Source organism: Micromonospora sonneratiae (assembly GCF_042679305.1).
Lineage (GTDB): Bacteria > Actinomycetota > Actinomycetes > Mycobacteriales > Micromonosporaceae > Micromonospora_H > Micromonospora_H sonneratiae.
The window spans coordinates 67,479-82,675 of record NZ_JBHTMP010000016.1 but is presented as its reverse complement, the minus strand read 5'-3'; the positions used below and the strand labels follow the sequence as shown (position 1 = coordinate 82,675).

General features: G+C 69.5%; 16 protein-coding genes. 10 read left to right on the top strand and 6 right to left on the bottom strand.

Annotation, left to right across the window (positions count from 1 at the left end; genetic code table 11):
* Positions 1-33 precede the first annotated feature (33 nt).
* Positions 34-453 (bottom strand): Scr1 family TA system antitoxin-like transcriptional regulator, encoded by a 420-nt coding sequence (locus tag ACFQ4H_RS12995; protein ID WP_377570476.1) that lies wholly within the window; start codon positions 451-453, stop codon positions 34-36.
* A gap of 135 nt (positions 454-588) precedes the next feature.
* Between ACFQ4H_RS12995 and ACFQ4H_RS12990 the strand changes: the two genes are divergently transcribed.
* Complete coding sequence (locus ACFQ4H_RS12990) at positions 589-795, top strand: hypothetical protein (protein WP_377570474.1); 207 nt, start codon at positions 589-591, stop codon at positions 793-795.
* Between the two features lie 703 nt (positions 796-1,498).
* On the opposite strand, the gene ACFQ4H_RS12985 is transcribed toward ACFQ4H_RS12990, so the two are convergent.
* Both ACFQ4H_RS12985 and ACFQ4H_RS12980 read right to left on the bottom strand, forming a co-directional pair.
* Positions 1,499-2,149, bottom strand: a complete 651-nt coding sequence (locus tag ACFQ4H_RS12985) for a class I SAM-dependent methyltransferase (RefSeq protein ID WP_377570473.1) — start codon at positions 2,147-2,149, stop codon at positions 1,499-1,501.
* A gap of 190 nt (positions 2,150-2,339) precedes the next feature.
* Positions 2,340-2,747: a hypothetical protein gene (locus ACFQ4H_RS12980; protein WP_377570470.1), complete on the bottom strand. Its 408-nt coding sequence runs from the start codon at positions 2,745-2,747 to the stop codon at positions 2,340-2,342.
* A 343-nt stretch (positions 2,748-3,090) separates the two neighbouring features.
* Between ACFQ4H_RS12980 and ACFQ4H_RS12975 the strand changes: the two genes are divergently transcribed.
* The 4 genes from ACFQ4H_RS12975 (at position 3,091) to ACFQ4H_RS12960 (ending at position 7,733) form a co-directional block, all read left to right on the top strand.
* Positions 3,091-3,651 carry a copper chaperone PCu(A)C gene (locus ACFQ4H_RS12975; protein WP_377570468.1) on the top strand — a complete coding sequence of 187 codons (561 nt, stop codon included), beginning with the start codon at positions 3,091-3,093 and terminating at the stop codon, positions 3,649-3,651.
* A 67-nt stretch (positions 3,652-3,718) separates the two neighbouring features.
* Positions 3,719-4,954, top strand: a complete 1,236-nt coding sequence (locus ACFQ4H_RS12970; RefSeq protein ID WP_377570553.1) for a Dyp-type peroxidase — start codon at positions 3,719-3,721, stop codon at positions 4,952-4,954.
* A gap of 104 nt (positions 4,955-5,058) precedes the next feature.
* A complete protein-coding gene (locus ACFQ4H_RS12965) occupies positions 5,059-5,694 on the top strand; it encodes a copper resistance CopC family protein (protein WP_377570465.1) in 636 nt (211 codons plus the stop codon).
* The gene (locus tag ACFQ4H_RS12960) at positions 5,691-7,733 is read left to right on the top strand and encodes a cytochrome c oxidase assembly protein (protein WP_377570463.1); all 2,043 of its coding nucleotides are present in this window, start codon (positions 5,691-5,693) and stop codon (positions 7,731-7,733) included. The genes ACFQ4H_RS12965 and ACFQ4H_RS12960 overlap by 4 nt, the downstream gene beginning before the upstream one ends.
* A gap of 139 nt (positions 7,734-7,872) precedes the next feature.
* Here ACFQ4H_RS12960 and ACFQ4H_RS12955 read toward each other — a convergent pair whose 3' ends face one another.
* Complete coding sequence (locus tag ACFQ4H_RS12955; protein ID WP_377570461.1) at positions 7,873-9,045, bottom strand: trans-sulfuration enzyme family protein; 1,173 nt, start codon at positions 9,043-9,045, stop codon at positions 7,873-7,875.
* A gap of 96 nt (positions 9,046-9,141) precedes the next feature.
* On the opposite strand from ACFQ4H_RS12955, the gene ACFQ4H_RS12950 reads away from it, so the two are divergent.
* The 3 genes from ACFQ4H_RS12950 to ACFQ4H_RS12940 all read left to right on the top strand — a co-directional run bounded on the left by ACFQ4H_RS12950 (position 9,142) and on the right by ACFQ4H_RS12940 (position 11,342).
* A complete protein-coding gene (locus tag ACFQ4H_RS12950; RefSeq protein WP_377570459.1) occupies positions 9,142-9,672 on the top strand; it encodes an Lrp/AsnC family transcriptional regulator in 531 nt (176 codons plus the stop codon).
* Between the two features lie 140 nt (positions 9,673-9,812).
* On the top strand, positions 9,813-10,796 hold the full coding sequence (locus ACFQ4H_RS12945) for an asparaginase (protein WP_377570457.1): 984 nt from the start codon (positions 9,813-9,815) through the stop codon (positions 10,794-10,796).
* 102 nt (positions 10,797-10,898) lie between these two features.
* Positions 10,899-11,342 (top strand): DNA-binding protein, encoded by a 444-nt coding sequence (locus ACFQ4H_RS12940; RefSeq protein ID WP_377570456.1) that lies wholly within the window; start codon positions 10,899-10,901, stop codon positions 11,340-11,342.
* Positions 11,343-11,387: 45 nt separating this feature from the next.
* Here the strand turns inward: ACFQ4H_RS12940 and ACFQ4H_RS12935 are convergent, their stop codons facing one another.
* Positions 11,388-12,182, bottom strand: a complete 795-nt coding sequence (locus ACFQ4H_RS12935) for an ABC transporter permease (RefSeq protein ID WP_377570455.1) — start codon at positions 12,180-12,182, stop codon at positions 11,388-11,390.
* Complete coding sequence (locus tag ACFQ4H_RS12930; protein WP_377570453.1) at positions 12,179-13,117, bottom strand: ABC transporter ATP-binding protein; 939 nt, start codon at positions 13,115-13,117, stop codon at positions 12,179-12,181. The genes ACFQ4H_RS12935 and ACFQ4H_RS12930 overlap by 4 nt, the downstream gene beginning before the upstream one ends.
* A 165-nt stretch (positions 13,118-13,282) precedes the next feature.
* Here ACFQ4H_RS12930 and ACFQ4H_RS12925 point away from each other — a divergent pair, with 165 nt between their 5' ends.
* The gene (locus tag ACFQ4H_RS12925; RefSeq protein WP_377570452.1) at positions 13,283-14,410 is read left to right on the top strand and encodes a sensor histidine kinase; all 1,128 of its coding nucleotides are present in this window, start codon (positions 13,283-13,285) and stop codon (positions 14,408-14,410) included.
* Entirely contained in the window at positions 14,407-15,183 is a 777-nt protein-coding gene (locus ACFQ4H_RS12920; protein ID WP_377570450.1) for a response regulator, read from the top strand. The genes ACFQ4H_RS12925 and ACFQ4H_RS12920 overlap by 4 nt, the downstream gene beginning before the upstream one ends.
* The last annotated feature ends 14 nt before the right edge of the window (positions 15,184-15,197 follow it).

The window sequence follows — 15,197 nt, the reverse complement described above, 5'->3', positions numbered from 1 at the left end:
GCGAGCGTCTGTCAGGAAAGGGTCAGAAACCGGTCAGGGTCGAAGCTGGCCGATGCACGCCCGCCACGCCGCCGGGGCGAACGCCAGCGTGCCGCCATCCCGATCCTTGGTGTCCCGTACGCGGGCGTAGTCCTCGGTCTGGAGCAGCCCCGGTACCAGCAGCGGCTCAAAGGTCCGCAGCCGGGTCGCGGTCGTCTCGACGGTCCGCCACGGCGCGAACCAGGCCGGCGAGTGCTGCTGGTCGGCCATTATCAACAGCTCGACCAGCAGGCCACCGGTGTCCAGCGCCCGATCCGCCGCCCCCGCGAAGTCCATGGTCTGCCGACGCCGGCCGATCTCGATCGCAGTGATGGTGGACGGGCTCCACTTGATCAGACCGGCCAGCGCCTCCTGGGACACCCCCGCGCTGGCCCGGGCGGCCTTCAGGGCTCGAATCCACATGTCGAAGTTCATCCACTTACCTTGCCTGTAAGTACGCAAACACGTTTGGTAGCGAGCCCTCGCATCCTCCCCTGTCGGGGCGCTGTCGTCCAGAGTGGCGACAGGGGGCCGGTACCAGCCGCCCGACAAACCGAAGGAGCAGGTCAGATGTTCAGTGGCGACTTCGAGCAGATTCCCTATCCCGTACGCCGTCCCGAGCCGGACCCGGCCACCGAGCCGGAACCGGGCGACGCCGTCGAACCGAAGACGCTACCGGCCGACGACCCCGACACCACACCGGCCGGAGACAGCACCCCCACCCCCGACAAGCCGACACCCCACCGGCGTCCGTCCAACCGGCGGGCGATCCCATGACCACACCAGCCAACAGCAACCCAGTGCCACCAAACCGCCAGCGAACTCACCGCCCGGGTCCGCGCCCTCGTCCAACCCGGCGACACCATCACCATCCCCGAAACCCACTACACCGCCGGCACCGGCTCACTCCGCCCCTCACCCTCCCCGGCGCAGTAACCCGACCACTCAAACCCACATGACCCACCAACCCCGACACCAACCCATCCCACCCCTCTGGCTCTGCCGCACCTGCGCCCACCCCTGGCCCTGCGGACCAGCCCGCCTCACCCTCCCCCACCTCGGTGCCCTCCACCAACGCTTCCTCGGCTGGATACCCCGCCACCACCGGCACACCACCACCGGTTTGTGAACCGTTGTTGACGCCAGACCGCACCCAGGAGGCTTCCCGGCGGTCAGGGATTCCTGTTGCGGAGGCTGTCGAGCTGCCCCGCCTGCGCTCCCGCCGGCTTCATCCGACTTCCGCCGGCTTCATCCGACTTCCGCTGACTCCAACGGACTTCCGCTGACTCCAACGGACTTCCACTGACTCCAACGGACTTCCACTGACTCCAACGGACTTCCACTGACTCCAACGGACTTCCGCTGACTCCAACGGACTTCCACTGGCTCCAACAAATGCCATGGTGATTGCCCCGTTTACGCACCCAGCTCGACAGCCTGACGAAGGACCACCCCTACCGGCAATGGAGACGAAAGAAATTCAGCGTTCGGGCTTGCGGGCCAGGAGACATGCCTGCGGAGTCCGCTCCCGCTCACCCGCCTCCCGCTCCAGCCGGGCGCTCACCACGAACCCGGCCTGGTTGAGCAGTTCGGCGATCAGGTCGGGCGGCAACCGGTAGGCGTCGCAGGACACCTCATGGCCGTACGCCTGCTCCACACGCAGACGCTCGTTGCCTACCTGGAAGGCCATCAGCAGGTGGCCGCCCGGTGCCAGGGTGCGATGGAACTCGGCGAACACCACCGGCAACAACTCCGGCGGCGTGTGGATGATCGAGTACCAGGCGACGATGCCACCGAGTTCACCGTCCTCGAGGTCCATCTCGGTCATCGACCCCTCGCTGAACCGCAGGTTCGGGTACGTCTGCCGGGCCACCTCGATCATCTTCGAGGACAGGTCGATGCCGAACGTGGACAGCCCCAGCCGGTCCAGGTACACCGTCAACCGTCCGGGACCGCAGCCGATGTCAGCGACCGGCCCGTTCCCGGCGGCCCGCACGATCTCGGCGAAGGCAGCCAGCATCCCGCGCTCCAGCGGGCGCATGTCGAGTTCAGCGGCAGCAAGTCGGGCGTAGTCGACGGCCACCGTGTCGTAGGCCGTACGGGTGGTGGTCAGGTAGTCGGGTTCGGTCATGCGGATGATTGTGGCGTCCACTGATGGCCTCAGTCCGGCGGTCGAGGCCGATGGCGGCGGCTCCGATGTCGAGGGCGACGTATGGACCGACGGGCAAGATCGCTTCGACGGCCTCAGGTACGGAGATGTCGACAGGCGAACCCGGACACGGCGGTGACCTGCCGCATCACTGCCTCGGGCAGCTCGCTCACTACGGCCGCGCCTCACCCGTCGGCTGGTCAGCGTTGCGATCAGGGTGATTGATGATGTTGCCGAACATCACCCCTTGGGCGGTGGCTCCGGACGCCGACGAGGTGATGGTCTGCACCCACTGCTGTTGGGCCACGGGCAGCCGCGATCGCAACTCGTCACGCAAACTGCGCAACGTCTCGGCCGCGGTCGGGTCCTCCTCGACCAGGTCGATCAGACGGGTCTGCCAGATCGACAGCAGGCGCTGTCGTACCGCCTCATGCTCGGCCGGCGACGCCTGTGCCACCTCCGCGGCCAACGCATCCAGCCGCCGAACCGCAACCGCTTCACGATCGGAGTCGCCACGCCCCAGCAGCCGCGCAAACCCCGACCGGGCACTGTGCCACACGTCGGTCGCTGCCGCCCCCACAGGGCGGCACGAAACGGCCCTCAGGTGCCGGTTGCCACGCGCACCCGCCAATAACATAGTCGGCCACCGATGCGGGTTTTCCGCCTCAATCGTCAGTGCTCGTCTTGCGCGAAACTGTCGGCACCTGACCTGGGACACCGGCCCTCGATCAGCCCGCAGGCGTCACATTTCGGCGAAACTCCGCCACCATCCATCGACAGCAGGGCACCCGGCTGACCATAGCCCGTCGGGAAGGTGTCGGAAAGCACACCCTTCTGACCAGATCGGGCGAGCCTGTCGGGAACTTCCCCGCCGCTCGGGCCGACCAACAGGCAGCACGTCACCCGAGGGAACGGAGAGCACCGTGTCGCACCTGGTCACCGGCCGGACAGCCGTCGTACGAGCGTCCCTGGCGGTGGTCGCCGCCCTGGCGCTCGGCGGCCTCGCCGGATGCGGTGCGGCGGATCCGCCGTTGAACGACCGACCGAACGTGACCCCCTCGACGACCACCCCGGCCGGCGGTGTCACCGTACGGGACGCCTGGGCCAAGGCCTCCGACACCGGGATGACCGCGGTGTTCGGCATGCTGGTCAACGGCGGTACCTCCGACATCACGATCACCGGGGCGACATCCCCGCTGTCGCCGGTCGAACTGCACGAGATGGCCATGAAGGACGGCAAGATGGTCATGCAGCAGAAGGCCAACGGCCTCACCATCAAGGCCGGGGGCAGCCACGCCCTGGAGCCCGGCGGTGACCACCTGATGCTGATGAAGCTGGCCAAGCCGGTCAAGGCCGGTGACGAGGTGAGTGTGACGCTGACCCTGGCCGACGGCGGCACCATCCAGTTCACCGCCGTCGCCAAGCCGTTCGCCGGGGCCGAGGAGAGCTACGCCCCCGGCACGCACGCCAGCCACCCGGCATAACGGAACAGCCAGCATGACCGAGCAACCCAGCATGACTGAGCAACCCAGCATGACCGAGCAACCCAGCATGACCGAGCAGCCCGCGAACCGGCGGCGGCTGAGCCGACGTCACCTGCTCACCAGCGGAGCCGTCGCCGGAGGTGCCCTCCTCGGCGGCGGCGCGGTCGCCGCCGTCACCGACCGGGACCGGCCGGCGGCGGCTCCGACGCCGGTCGCTGACCTCTCCATCGGTACGGGAACCGAGCCGTTCCACGGCCCCCGGCAGGCCGGTGTCGCCACCTATCCGCAGGCGCACGCCTCCTTCGTCGCGTTCACCCTGCACCGGGGGGTGGACCGGGCGGCGTTGGGCCGGCTGATGCGGCTACTCACCGACGACGCTGCCCGGCTGACCCAGGGGCAGCCGGCGCTGGCCGACACCGAACGCGAACTGGCATTGCTGCCCGCCCGGCTCACCGTCACCTTCGGCTTCGGGCCCGGTTTCTACCGGGCAGCCGGGCTCGACGACCGCCGACCGCCCTCGGTGGCCGACCTGCCACCGTTCGCCATCGACCGGTTGGAGCCGCGCTGGTCCGGCGGCGACCTGCTGATCCAGATCTGCGCGGACGATCCGGTCACGGTGGCACACGCGCAGCGGATGCTGATCAAGGATGCCCGCCCGTTCGGTGCCGTCCGCTGGACGCAACTCGGCTTCCGGCGCAGCCGGGGCGTACAGGACGAGGCGCACACCCAGCACAACCTTCTCGGCCAGTTGGACGGCACCACCAACCCGCAGCCCGGCACCGCCGCTTTCGAGCAGGCGGTCTGGGTGTCCGACGGACCCGCCTGGCAGCGGGACGGCACCACCCTGGTGATCCGCCGGATCCGTACCGAGCTGGAGACCTGGGACCTGCTCGGCCGTACCGACAAGGAAATGGCCCTCGGTCGGCGGCTCGACACGGGTGCACCGCTCACCGGTCAGGCCGAGCACGACCCGCCGGACTTCACCGCGACCGACGAACTCGGCTTCACCGTCATCCCCGAGTTCTCCCACGTCGCCCGCGCCCACGTCGCCGACGAACGGCTGATGATCATGCGTCGGCCGTACAACTACGACGGGGTGCCGAACGCCGACGGGCACCCGGACAGCGGACTGATCTTCGCGTCGTACCAGGCCGACATCGACCGTCAGTTCCTACCGGTCCAGCGCCGGTTGGCTGAACGGGACCTGCTCAACGAGTGGACCACCCCGATCGGGTCGGCAGTGTTCGCCATCCCACCCGGATGTGCCCCCGGCGGATGGGTCGGACAACAACTGCTGGAATGAAGTGGTCCCGACCAGCCGAACCACTCTCTGCCCGGCGGGAACCCGACCGCCCCGAACAGCGACTACCCAACCAAGCCAGTAACCGATTACGGAGCCATGTCCGAATGCACGCCGTACCGCTGTCACCCGCTGTGCGGATCTTCCGAGCGGCCGGTGCCGTACTCGTCGCCGTCCTCGTCGCGCTGATCCCCGCCCGCCCGGCCTTCGCGCACAACCAGCTCCGCGCCGCGAACCCCGAACGGGACGCCACGCTCACCGCACCGCCGACCCAGGTGATGCTCGACTTCGTGGAGCCGTTGAACCCCACCTACACCAAGATCGTGATCACGGACGCGGCCCGGCAACCCGTACCCACCGGTGAACCGGTGGTCTCCGGCACCCGGGGCACCGTGACCTTCACCCAACCGCTGGCCAACGGCACCTACACCGTCGCCTACCGGGTGGTCTCCGCCGACGGTCACCCGGTGCAGGGCTCGTACCCGTTCACCGTCTCGGCAGCGACGGCGGCCGGCACGCCCTCGGCTCCCGCAACACCGTCGGCCGATGCGACACCGCCCGGCGCGTCGAACGCGCCGAGCGGGGCGGCACCGAGCGTGAACGCGGCGGTCGACGCCGACTCCGCCACCGCCGACCCCGACAGTGGAGCCGCCGGCTGGGTCATCGCCACGGTCACGCTGTCCCTGATCGTGCTGGCCGGTGCCGGCTACCTGGTGTGGCGTCGACGCGCCGTACGCCGATGACCCGACCGACCGCCCGGACGACCGGGCTCGACCGGCCATGGCCGTACGCGATCGGCGGCCTGGCCGCCGCAGCCGTCGCCGCGACGGCGCTGCTCTGGTACGGCGGCGGTGTCCGTCGGGAGGCCATACCCGGCCTGCCCGACCCGGGTGTGGTGACCGCCTGGGCGTTGCCGGCGGCCCGACTGGGCACCCAGGTCTTCGCCGTGGCCACCATCGGCCTGCTGCTGGCGACGATCCTGCTCTCCCCCAGGGACGGGGCCGGGCTGTCGGCGATCGGTTACCGACGGCTGCGGACCGCCGGTTGGACCGCGCTCGCCTGGTGCCTGTGCGCCGTCCTCGCGCTCGGTTACACCCTCTCCGACCTGCTCGGACAACCGGCCGGAGAGGTGGTCACCGCAAAGACGCTGTTCAACTTCGCGACCTCGGTCAACCTCGGTCAGGCCCTGTCGCTGTCCGCCCTGGCCGCCGCAGCCGTCTTCGTGACCTGCCGGATCAGTCTGCGACCACTCGGGGCCACCATCGCGCTGGGTCTGGCGCTGTTCGCCGTCGTACCGCCGATCTTCACCGGTCACGCCGCCGGGTCCGGCAACCACCAACTGGCCGTCTCCGGGCTGCTGCTGCACGTCGTACCGGTGACCCTGTGGGCCGGTGGGCTGCTGGCCCTGGCGTTGGCCGGCCGCGCCGGCAGCCCGCACCTGGCCACCGCCGTACGCCGCTTCTCGCTGCTGGCCACCGCCTGCCTGGTGGCGGTCGCCGGATCCGGCGTGCTGTCGGCCTTCTCCCGGCTGTCCACCCCCGCCGACCTGTTCAGCAGCCGGTACGGGCAGCTCGTCCTGGTCAAGACGGGTCTGCTGGTCGCACTGGCCGGCGTCGGCTGGTGGCAGCGGCGCAGCGCGCTACCCGCGTTGCGGCGCGGCGAGCGGCGCACCTTCGCCCGGGTCACCGCCGTGGAGATCACGCTGTTCGGCCTCGCCATCGGCTCGGCGGTCGCGCTGGCCCGTACGCCCACGCCGACCGGTGAACTCCTGGAGGAGGACGTCGCCACGGCGTTGCTCGGGTTCCCGATGCCGCCACCGATGACCGTCGGCGGACTGCTGACCAACTGGCTGCCCGAGCCGCTGTTCCTGACCGGTGCGCTGGTCGCCGCCGGCCTCTACCTCGCCGGGGTGTGGCGGCTGCACCGGCGCGGGGACCGTTGGCCGGCGGCCCGTACCTTCGCCTTCCTCGGCGGCTGCGCGATCGTCGTCGCGGCGACCTCCAGCGGGTTGGCCCGCTACGGACCGGTGCTGTTCTCGGTGCACATGGTGCAGCACCTCCTGCTGGCCATGCTGGCGCCCATCCTGCTGGCCCTCGCCGGCCCGATCACGCTGGCCCTGCGGGCGCTGCCCAAGGCCAAGGACCCGGCCTGGCCCGGCCCCCGCGAATGGTTGCAGGGAGCGCTGGGGCTGCGGATCTCCGCGTTCGTGTCGCACCCCGTCGTCGCGCTGGTCTTCTACGTCACCAGCATGTACATGATGTACTTCACCGGCCTGTACGAGTTCGCGCTACGCTCGCACGCGGCCCACCTGGCGATGATGCTGCACTTCCTCGGGGCCGGTTACCTGTTCTTCTGGGTCGTCATCGGGGTCGACCCGTCCCCCCGGCAGCGTCCGGCGGCACCGCTACGCATGATCCTGGTGCTGGTGTCCATGGTCCTGCACGCCTTCCTCGGCGTCGCCATCATGCAGGCCAGTTCGCTGATGGCCGCCGAATGGTTCAACGCGCTTCCTCGTACCTGGGGCAGCAGCCCGCTGGACGACCAGCACACCGCTGGCGGTATCGCCTGGTCCTTCGGCGAGATTCCCACCCTGTTCGTGGTCGGTGCGCTGTTCATCCAGTGGTTCCGCGCGGACCAACGCGAGCAGCGCCGCCTAGACCGGGCCGCCGACCGGGCCGCCGCCGAGGGGCGGGAGGACGATGCGCTGGCCGCGTACAACGCCATGCTGGCCCGGCTGGCCCAACGCGACGCAGCAGCCCAGCGCGAGGACACCCCCCACTGACCCCCTCCACCCCCTTCTCTCTCCCCCGCCCTCTTCTCCCCCGCCCTCTTCTCCCCCGTTGATCATGAAGTTGTTGTCCGCGACACGCCGTGTAGGAGACAACAACTTCATGATCAACCCGAAAAGGGGTGGGGGTCGGTCAGGCGAGGGCCTGGGCGAGGTCGGATCGGAGGTCGTTGACGTCCTCCAGGCCGATGGAGAGCCGGACGATGTCGGCACCCGGCCGAGCCGATTCGGCGACCGGACGATGGGTCAGCGCCGCCGGGTGCTGGATCAGTGAGTCGACCCCGCCCAGGGACACCGCATGGGTGAACAGGCGGACGCCGTTGGTGACCCGTACGGCCTGCTGGTAACCGCCGGCAAGCTGGATGGCCAGCATCGCGCCGCAGCCGCGCAACTGCCGGCCGACCAGGCCGGCCGGGTCGCCGTCGGGCGCACCCGGATAGAAGACCCGGCGTACGGCGGGATGCGTACCCAGCCACGCCGCGAGCTGCTGGGCGGTGGCCTGCTGTGCCCGTACCCGGACGGGCAGCGTGGTCAGGCCCCGGTGCAGCAGGTAGCCGGCCAACGGGTGCATGAGTGCCCCGGTCACGGACCGGACCCGACGCAGCGCCGCCGCCCAGGTCGCGTTGCCGGCCACGACTCCACCGACCACGTCGCCGTGCCCGCCGAGGTACTTGGTCGCGCTGTGCAGCACCAGGCTGGCCCCGTGCGCTGCCGGGTTCTGTAGCACCGGGGTGGCGAACGTGTTGTCCACCAGGACCGGTCGACCGGCCGCAGCCTCGACGACCGCACCGATGTCGACCAGGTCGAGGGTGGGGTTCGCCGGGGTCTCCAGGATCACCAGGCAGGTGTCGGGGCGTACGGCCGTCGCGATCTCCCCGGCCGGACAGAAGGTGACCTCGGCACCGAGCAGTCCGGAGGCCAGCAGATGGTCGGTTCCGCCGTAGAGCGGGCGGACCGCGACGATGTGGTTCCCACCGGTCTCCGCCCTGGCCGCCAGTACGGTGGCGGTCATCGCCGCCATACCGGAGGAGAAGGCCACCGCCTCCTCGGTGCCCTCGAGCTGGGCCAGGGCCGACTCGAACCGGGCGACGGTCGGGTTCCAGAGGCGGGCGTAGACGAATCCTCCCCCGTCGACCGGGTGGCCACCGCAGGCCATCGCCTCGTAGGAGTCGCCGCCCAGTTCGATGTCGGGCAGTGGGCTGGTCGAGGAAAGGTCCAGCGGCGGGGCGTGGACGCCCAGCTCGGACAGGTCTGCCCGGCCGGCATGCACGGCCAGCGAGTCGAATGAGAGATTTTCACTACCCACGCGATGATGGTGCAAGGGACCACAATCGCAGGCAATGACCGGCGAGGAATCCTCGGCCCAGACGACAGACCGGGAAAGATCATGGAGGCGGGACCGATGGCACGAGCGGCCGGACCGAGGAATCCACAACCGGGCCGTACGACTGCCCTGGACGGCACCGACCTGTCCATCCTCACCGAACTGGCCGCCGACGGCCGGCTCACCAACGCCGCGCTGGCCGCCCGGGTGGGAGTGGCCGAGTCGACCTGCATCCACCGGGTACGGGCACTGCGCGACAGCAACGTCATCTCCGGCTTCCACGCACAGCTCAACCTGACCGCCCTCGGCTATCCGCTGCAAGCGGTGATCAAGGTCAGGCTCGGCAGTCACAACCGTGACCACGTACGCAGCTTCCACGCCACGCTCACCGACATTCCCGGGGTCCTCACCGCGTTCCACGTCGCCGGGGCGGACGACTATCTGGTGCACGTCGCCGTCGAGTCGCCCGAGGCACTACGCGACCTCGTCCTGGAACACATCACCGTGCACCCTGCCGTACGTCAGGCCGAGACCCATCTCGTGTTCGAGGTGCTGGCCGGTCGAGGGATCCTGCCCGGCCCCGCCCACCGGGGTGGCCGCCGCACCTGACCGGGCCGACGCGGACATGGGCCGAGCCGACGTGGACATGGGCCGAGCCGACGTGGCTGCGGGCCGGAGCACCGCTTGCCGTACGGTGACGGCGTCCGGCGGTCGATCGACGATGGCCGCCCTAGCGAAGGGCTCAACGAGTGGGCGTCGCGCTGTTCACCCTCGGCGGCACGATCGCGATGACCGGCAGCAGTGGTGGCGTGGTCAGCCGGTTGACCGGTGCCGAACTCACCACCGCCGTACCCGGGCTCGCCGACCTCGGTGTGCCACTCGACGTACGGGACGCGCATGCCGTACCCAGTGCGAACCTGACCTTCCGGCAGGTGCTCGACGTGGTCGTCGCCGCCTCGACGGCGGTGACCGACGGTGCTGCCGGCGTCGTCGTCACCCAGGGCACCGACACGCTGGAGGAGACCGCGTTCCTCGCCGACCTGGTGTGGCCGCACGCGGAACCACTGGTCTTCACCGGGGCGATGCGCAATCCGACGCTGGCCGGTGCGGACGGTCCGGCGAACCTGCTGGCAGCGGTACGCGTCGCCGCGTCGTCGGCGGCCCGGGACCTCGGGACACTGGTCGTCTTCAACGACGAGGTCCACGCCGCCCGTTGGGTACGCAAGACCCACAGCACGAGTACGGCGACCTTCGCGTCACCGAACGTCGGCCCGATCGGTCATGTCATCGAGGAGCGGGTACGCGTGCTGACCCGGCCGGCCCGCCGGGAACCGCTGCCGCTGCCAGCGGAAACGGCATCACTCGACGCCACCCGGGTGGCGCTCTACCCCTTGACGCTCGACGACGACGGCCTACTGCTCGACGGGCTCACGGAGACACATCACGGCCTCGTCGTCGCCGGCTACGGGGTCGGACATGTGCCGTCCGCACTCGCCCCGGTGCTCGGTACGCTCGCCGAACGCATTCCGGTGGTGTTGACCTCCCGCACCGGCAGCGGCTCGGTGCTACGGCACACCTACGGCGCGATCGGTTCCGAGACCGACCTGCTGCGGCGTGGGCTGGTCGACGGCGGGCTGCTCGATCCGTACAAGGCACGGGTCCTGCTTCGCCTGCTGATCGCGACCGGTGCCGGGCGGGACACGGTAGCCGAGGCGTTCGCCCGACACGGCTGACCGGTGAGCAGCTGGTAGATCAACGATCTTCACAGCATTTTTAAACGATCTGTTTGCAACGGTTAGTTGACAACGGATCGTTTGACGTGGTTCGCTGGCGTCATGACCGACGCTCAGCAGATGGACGACGCCTTCACTCCACCGGATGCCAGCCGCGCCCGGGCCCACCGCACCTACGCCGCACTCCACCGCATCACCGAACGGCACGGCACGACCGAGAGCCAGCGCCGACGCTGGAGCCACGCGACCGTCCTCGACCCGTACGAGGCGGTCAGCCTGGTCACTTCGCTGGCGGCCGGGTCGGCCCTGCCCGAGCCCGACGAGGCCCCGCTGGACGAGGCGGACCTGACCGCCGCACTGACCCTGATCCCCCACGTACGGGCCGAACTCGACGCACTGGAGGCCGGGCTGCTCAACCTGGCCCGCAGTCGCGGACTCACCTGGCAGGCGATCGCGTTCGGACTCGGCCTCGGAACCGCGCAGGCAGCCCGACAGCGCCACGAACGCCTGACCGGGCGCACCCAGTCAGGCGTCGGGGACGGCTAGCGCCGGAGCACCGTGGGTTCCCCGCGTTGGTGCCAGCGAAGGACGCTACTGCCAGCGGAAGAACCTGGCGGCTGCGACATTCGCCAGCAGCACGGTTCCGATCAGGGCGGCAAGCTGGGTGCCCTCCACCCCGAGACCGGCCCAGCAGGCGCTGAGGATGTCCAACGCAGCGCCGAAGGGCAGGTGGCCTCCGATGGTGGAGAGCCAGTCGGGCAGGTTCTGCCGGGGGCCGAACCCACCACCGAGGGCCATGGTGGCGAAGAACGCGGTAAGGCCGATGGCAACCGCCGAGTTGGGGCTCGGTGCGACCGCCGCGATCAGCATGCCGATCGCGTACATCGTGGCAGCGGTGAGGGCCAGCGCGGCGAGGGCACCGGCCAGGTTGCGGGGCGGCGCGACGTCGAAGACGAGTTTCGCCACCACCAGCGAGATGGCGATGCCCACCACGGCCTGCACGAGGCTGACCACCACCTGGGCGGCGAGGACCATCCACGGCCGGGCCGGAGTGACCGCCAGCCGCCGCAGCACCCCGTAGGTCCGGTACGCCGCCAGGAACGAAGGCATGTTGACCATGCCCAGCATCGCCACGACCAGCACCAGGACCAGCGGTACGACGTAGGCGTCCAGCGCCGACAGCCCACCGAACTCCGGCATCCCGCGACGGTCCGAGCCGATCCCGTTCATCACCATGATCAGGACGGGCAGCCCGAACGGTACGACCAGTCCGGCCGTGTCGCGCCAGGTGAGCCTGGCTTCGGTCAGGACCATCTGTGCCCAGGCCTGCCGCCCGAGCCGACGCGGGACAGGCCGGGCCATGACCACGTCGTGGATTCCGCTCATCGGTCCTCCTCCGGCGTGGAACTGTCGTTCGGGCGCAGTTCCCGGCCGGTCAGGGCAAGGAAGGCGTCATCCAGTTGTGCCTGTCGCAGGCGCGTCTCGGTGGCGACCACGCCGAGACCGATCAGCGCGGAACTGACCGCGTACAGCAGATTGCCGGAACCGGACACCCTGACCTCGTCACCGTCGGCGACCACCCCGCTCACCTCGGGCAACGCGGCGAGTACGGCATGGTCGAACGGCTCGGTCACCCGGAACGTGAGCTCCTGATCGAGAGCCGCCTGCCTGATCAGACCGAGCGGCGTGTCCAGGGCGACCAGCCGACCACGGTCGATGACCGCGATCCGGTCGCAGAGCCGTTCCGCCTCCTCCATCAGGTGCGTGACCAGCAGTACGGTGACACCGGACTCGCGGATCTCGTCGATGAGCTGCCAGGTGTTGCGGCGCGCCTGGGGGTCCAGGCCGGTGGTGAGTTCGTCCAGTACGGCGACGACCGGGTTGCCGACGAGGGCCAGGGCGATGGCCAACCGCTGCTGCTGGCCACCGGAAAGGTCACCGAACGCGGTACGGCGTTTGCCGTCGAGTCCCAGATCGGCCAGGAGCCGGTCCGGGTCGGCACCCTCGCTGTAGAACGAGCGGTAGAGCCTCACCGCCTCCCCGACCCGGAGCTTCTCCGGAAGTATCCCCTGCTGCAACTGCACCCCGACAAGTTGCCGCAGGCGGTTGCGGTCCCGACGTGGGTCGAGACCGAGCACGCTGATCCGCCCGGCATCCGAGTTCCGCAGCCCGACCAGGCACTCGACCGTGGTGGTCTTACCAGCCCCGTTCGGGCCGAGGATGCCGAAGATCTCTCCCTTCTCGACGGTGAAGCTGACATCGTCGACGGCGACTGTCGTTCCGTACCGCTTACGCAGCCCCTCGACCTCGATGACGGCCACGATTCCACCCCCGGCTCCCGATTGAGTTGACAGGTCTGCACTGGTGCAGCGGACGTTACGTAGTCGCGAAGGGATGGTCGTGTGCCATCGGTCATCGTTGTCGACCATGACTTCTGGCACGGTCGAACAGCCCCTGCCCGACGTATGGTTACCGAGGGTGATCTGATGAGCGATAGGAACCTGGAACAGTGGGCAGGTGCCGTCGGCATCGCGGTGTGCCTGCTGATCGGGCTGCCCGTCCTGATCGACCAGGTCTTCGACGACGGTGGCGTGGTGACCGGCCCGTGGTGGATCTGGTGGATCTGCTACTTCGGCTTCATCACCGCGTACGTCAGCATCTGGTTCGTCCCCGAGCAGGTACGTTGGCTGACCAGTCACCGGATCCTGGCTGCGCAAAGCCTCCTGGCCAGCGCCGCCGTACTGCTGTCCAGTTCCGCCGGTTGGACCGCCATCCTGCTGGTCTTCACCGCCGCCTCAGCTGCCTACTTCATCTCGGCCAGAACCCTGGGACTGCTCATCGCAGCGCACAGCGGCGTGGTCGCATTGGCCGCCTGGATCAACGGCAGCACGCTCACCGGAATCGCCCTGGCCGCCCTCATCTACGCGATGTTGCAGGTCTGCTCCGTGTTGTCGGTCAGCAGTCAGATACGGGAGACGGCCGCCCGCACCGAACTGGCGGCAACCAACGTCCAACTCCGTACGGCGACCGCACTGCTGGCCGAGTCGAGTCGGGCCGAGGAGCGGCTACGGATCGCCCGGGAGCTGCACGACCTGGTCGGCCATCAACTCACCGCACTGGTGCTCGAGTTGGAGGTCGCCATCCATCGGGACGGTCCGCAGGCCCGTGAGCACGTGACGCGGTCCCGGGGGTTGGCCAAGGACCTGCTGTCCGACGTCCGGATCGCGGTCGGCGAGCTGCGTACCCGATCGCCGCAGTTACGGGCCGCCATCGACTCGATCGTCGCCGACCTGCCCCGCCCCAGGGTGCACCTTCAGGTCGACGAGACGGTCGAGGTGGACGAGGAACGCACCCGTACGCTGATCCGCTGCGTGCAGGAGATCGTCACGAACACCATCCGGCATGCCGGGGCGGACAACCTCTGGATCGACATCGTCCGTACCGACGAGGGGCAGGTCGTGCTACGTACGCGGGACGACGGGCGGGGTGCACCGGTGCTGCGGCTCGGGCACGGGCTGACCGGCCTACGCGAGCGGGTCCAGCAGCTCGGCGGCTCGGTCTCCTTCGCCTCGCAGCGCGGCTTCCGGGCCGTCGCCGAGATGCCGGCCACATGAACGCCGACATACCCGACGGTCACCTGCCCGGGGACGCTGTCGACGGGGCGATCCGGGTCTGCATCGTCGACGACCAGACCCTGGTCCGGCAGGGCATCCGGCACCTGCTGGAGTTGTCCGCGGACGTGGTGGTGGTCGGCGAGGCGGCCGACGGCGACCAGGCCCTTGAGGTGATCATCCGGGTCGAGCCGGACGTCGTCCTGCTCGACCTGCGGATGCCCAGGCGTGACGGCATCGCCACGCTGATCGCCCTACGCGAGCGACGCATCGAGGTCCCGACCCTGGTGTTGACCACCTTCGACGACGACGAACTGGTGTTGCGGGCGCTGCGGGCGGGCGCCTGCGGCTACCTGTTGAAGGACGTCACCCTCGAACAACTCCTCGGGGCGGTCCGGACGCTGGCCGCCGGGGGCAGCCTGGTGCAGCCGGCCCTGACCGATCGACTGCTCCGGGCCGTGCCGGAGCTACCCGAGCAGAACACCATCGACGACCTGCCGCCCCCGCAGTCGATCACCGCGCGGGAGCGGGAGATCCTGCGGCTGCTGGCGGGCGGCTACTCCAACCGGGAGATCGCCGCCGCGCTGCACCTGGCGGAGGGGACCGTGAAGAACCACGTCTCCAACCTGCTGATGAAACTCGGGGTACGGGACCGGACCCGCGCCGTACTCCGCGCGCTGCACCTCGGCCTGCTCACCCCGGCGCAGCGCGACGACGGTCCAACTCCCGCGCGCTGGGGTGTTAGGAAGGGCCCCTTTCAAGGCAGAAAACGATAGAAAGGGCCCTTCCT

What these genes read in the sequence shown, in the direction of transcription:
- ACFQ4H_RS12995 (WP_377570476.1), bottom strand. Translation starts at nt 453, where the DNA reads ATGAACTTCGACATGTGGATTCGAGCCCTGAAGGCCGCCCGGGCCAGC.
- ACFQ4H_RS12935 (WP_377570455.1), bottom strand. Translation starts at nt 12,182, where the DNA reads ATGAGCGGAATCCACGACGTGGTCATGGCCCGGCCTGTCCCGCGTCGG.
- ACFQ4H_RS12950 (WP_377570459.1), top strand. Translation starts at nt 9,142, where the DNA reads ATGGCACGAGCGGCCGGACCGAGGAATCCACAACCGGGCCGTACGACT.
- ACFQ4H_RS12990 (WP_377570474.1), top strand. Translation starts at nt 589, where the DNA reads ATGTTCAGTGGCGACTTCGAGCAGATTCCCTATCCCGTACGCCGTCCC.
- ACFQ4H_RS12920 (WP_377570450.1), top strand. Translation starts at nt 14,407, where the DNA reads ATGAACGCCGACATACCCGACGGTCACCTGCCCGGGGACGCTGTCGAC.
- ACFQ4H_RS12965 (WP_377570465.1), top strand. Translation starts at nt 5,059, where the DNA reads ATGCACGCCGTACCGCTGTCACCCGCTGTGCGGATCTTCCGAGCGGCC.
- ACFQ4H_RS12940 (WP_377570456.1), top strand. Translation starts at nt 10,899, where the DNA reads ATGACCGACGCTCAGCAGATGGACGACGCCTTCACTCCACCGGATGCC.
- ACFQ4H_RS12960 (WP_377570463.1), top strand. Translation starts at nt 5,691, where the DNA reads ATGACCCGACCGACCGCCCGGACGACCGGGCTCGACCGGCCATGGCCG.
- ACFQ4H_RS12925 (WP_377570452.1), top strand. Translation starts at nt 13,283, where the DNA reads ATGAGCGATAGGAACCTGGAACAGTGGGCAGGTGCCGTCGGCATCGCG.
- ACFQ4H_RS12970 (WP_377570553.1), top strand. Translation starts at nt 3,719, where the DNA reads ATGACCGAGCAGCCCGCGAACCGGCGGCGGCTGAGCCGACGTCACCTG.
- ACFQ4H_RS12985 (WP_377570473.1), bottom strand. Translation starts at nt 2,149, where the DNA reads ATGACCGAACCCGACTACCTGACCACCACCCGTACGGCCTACGACACG.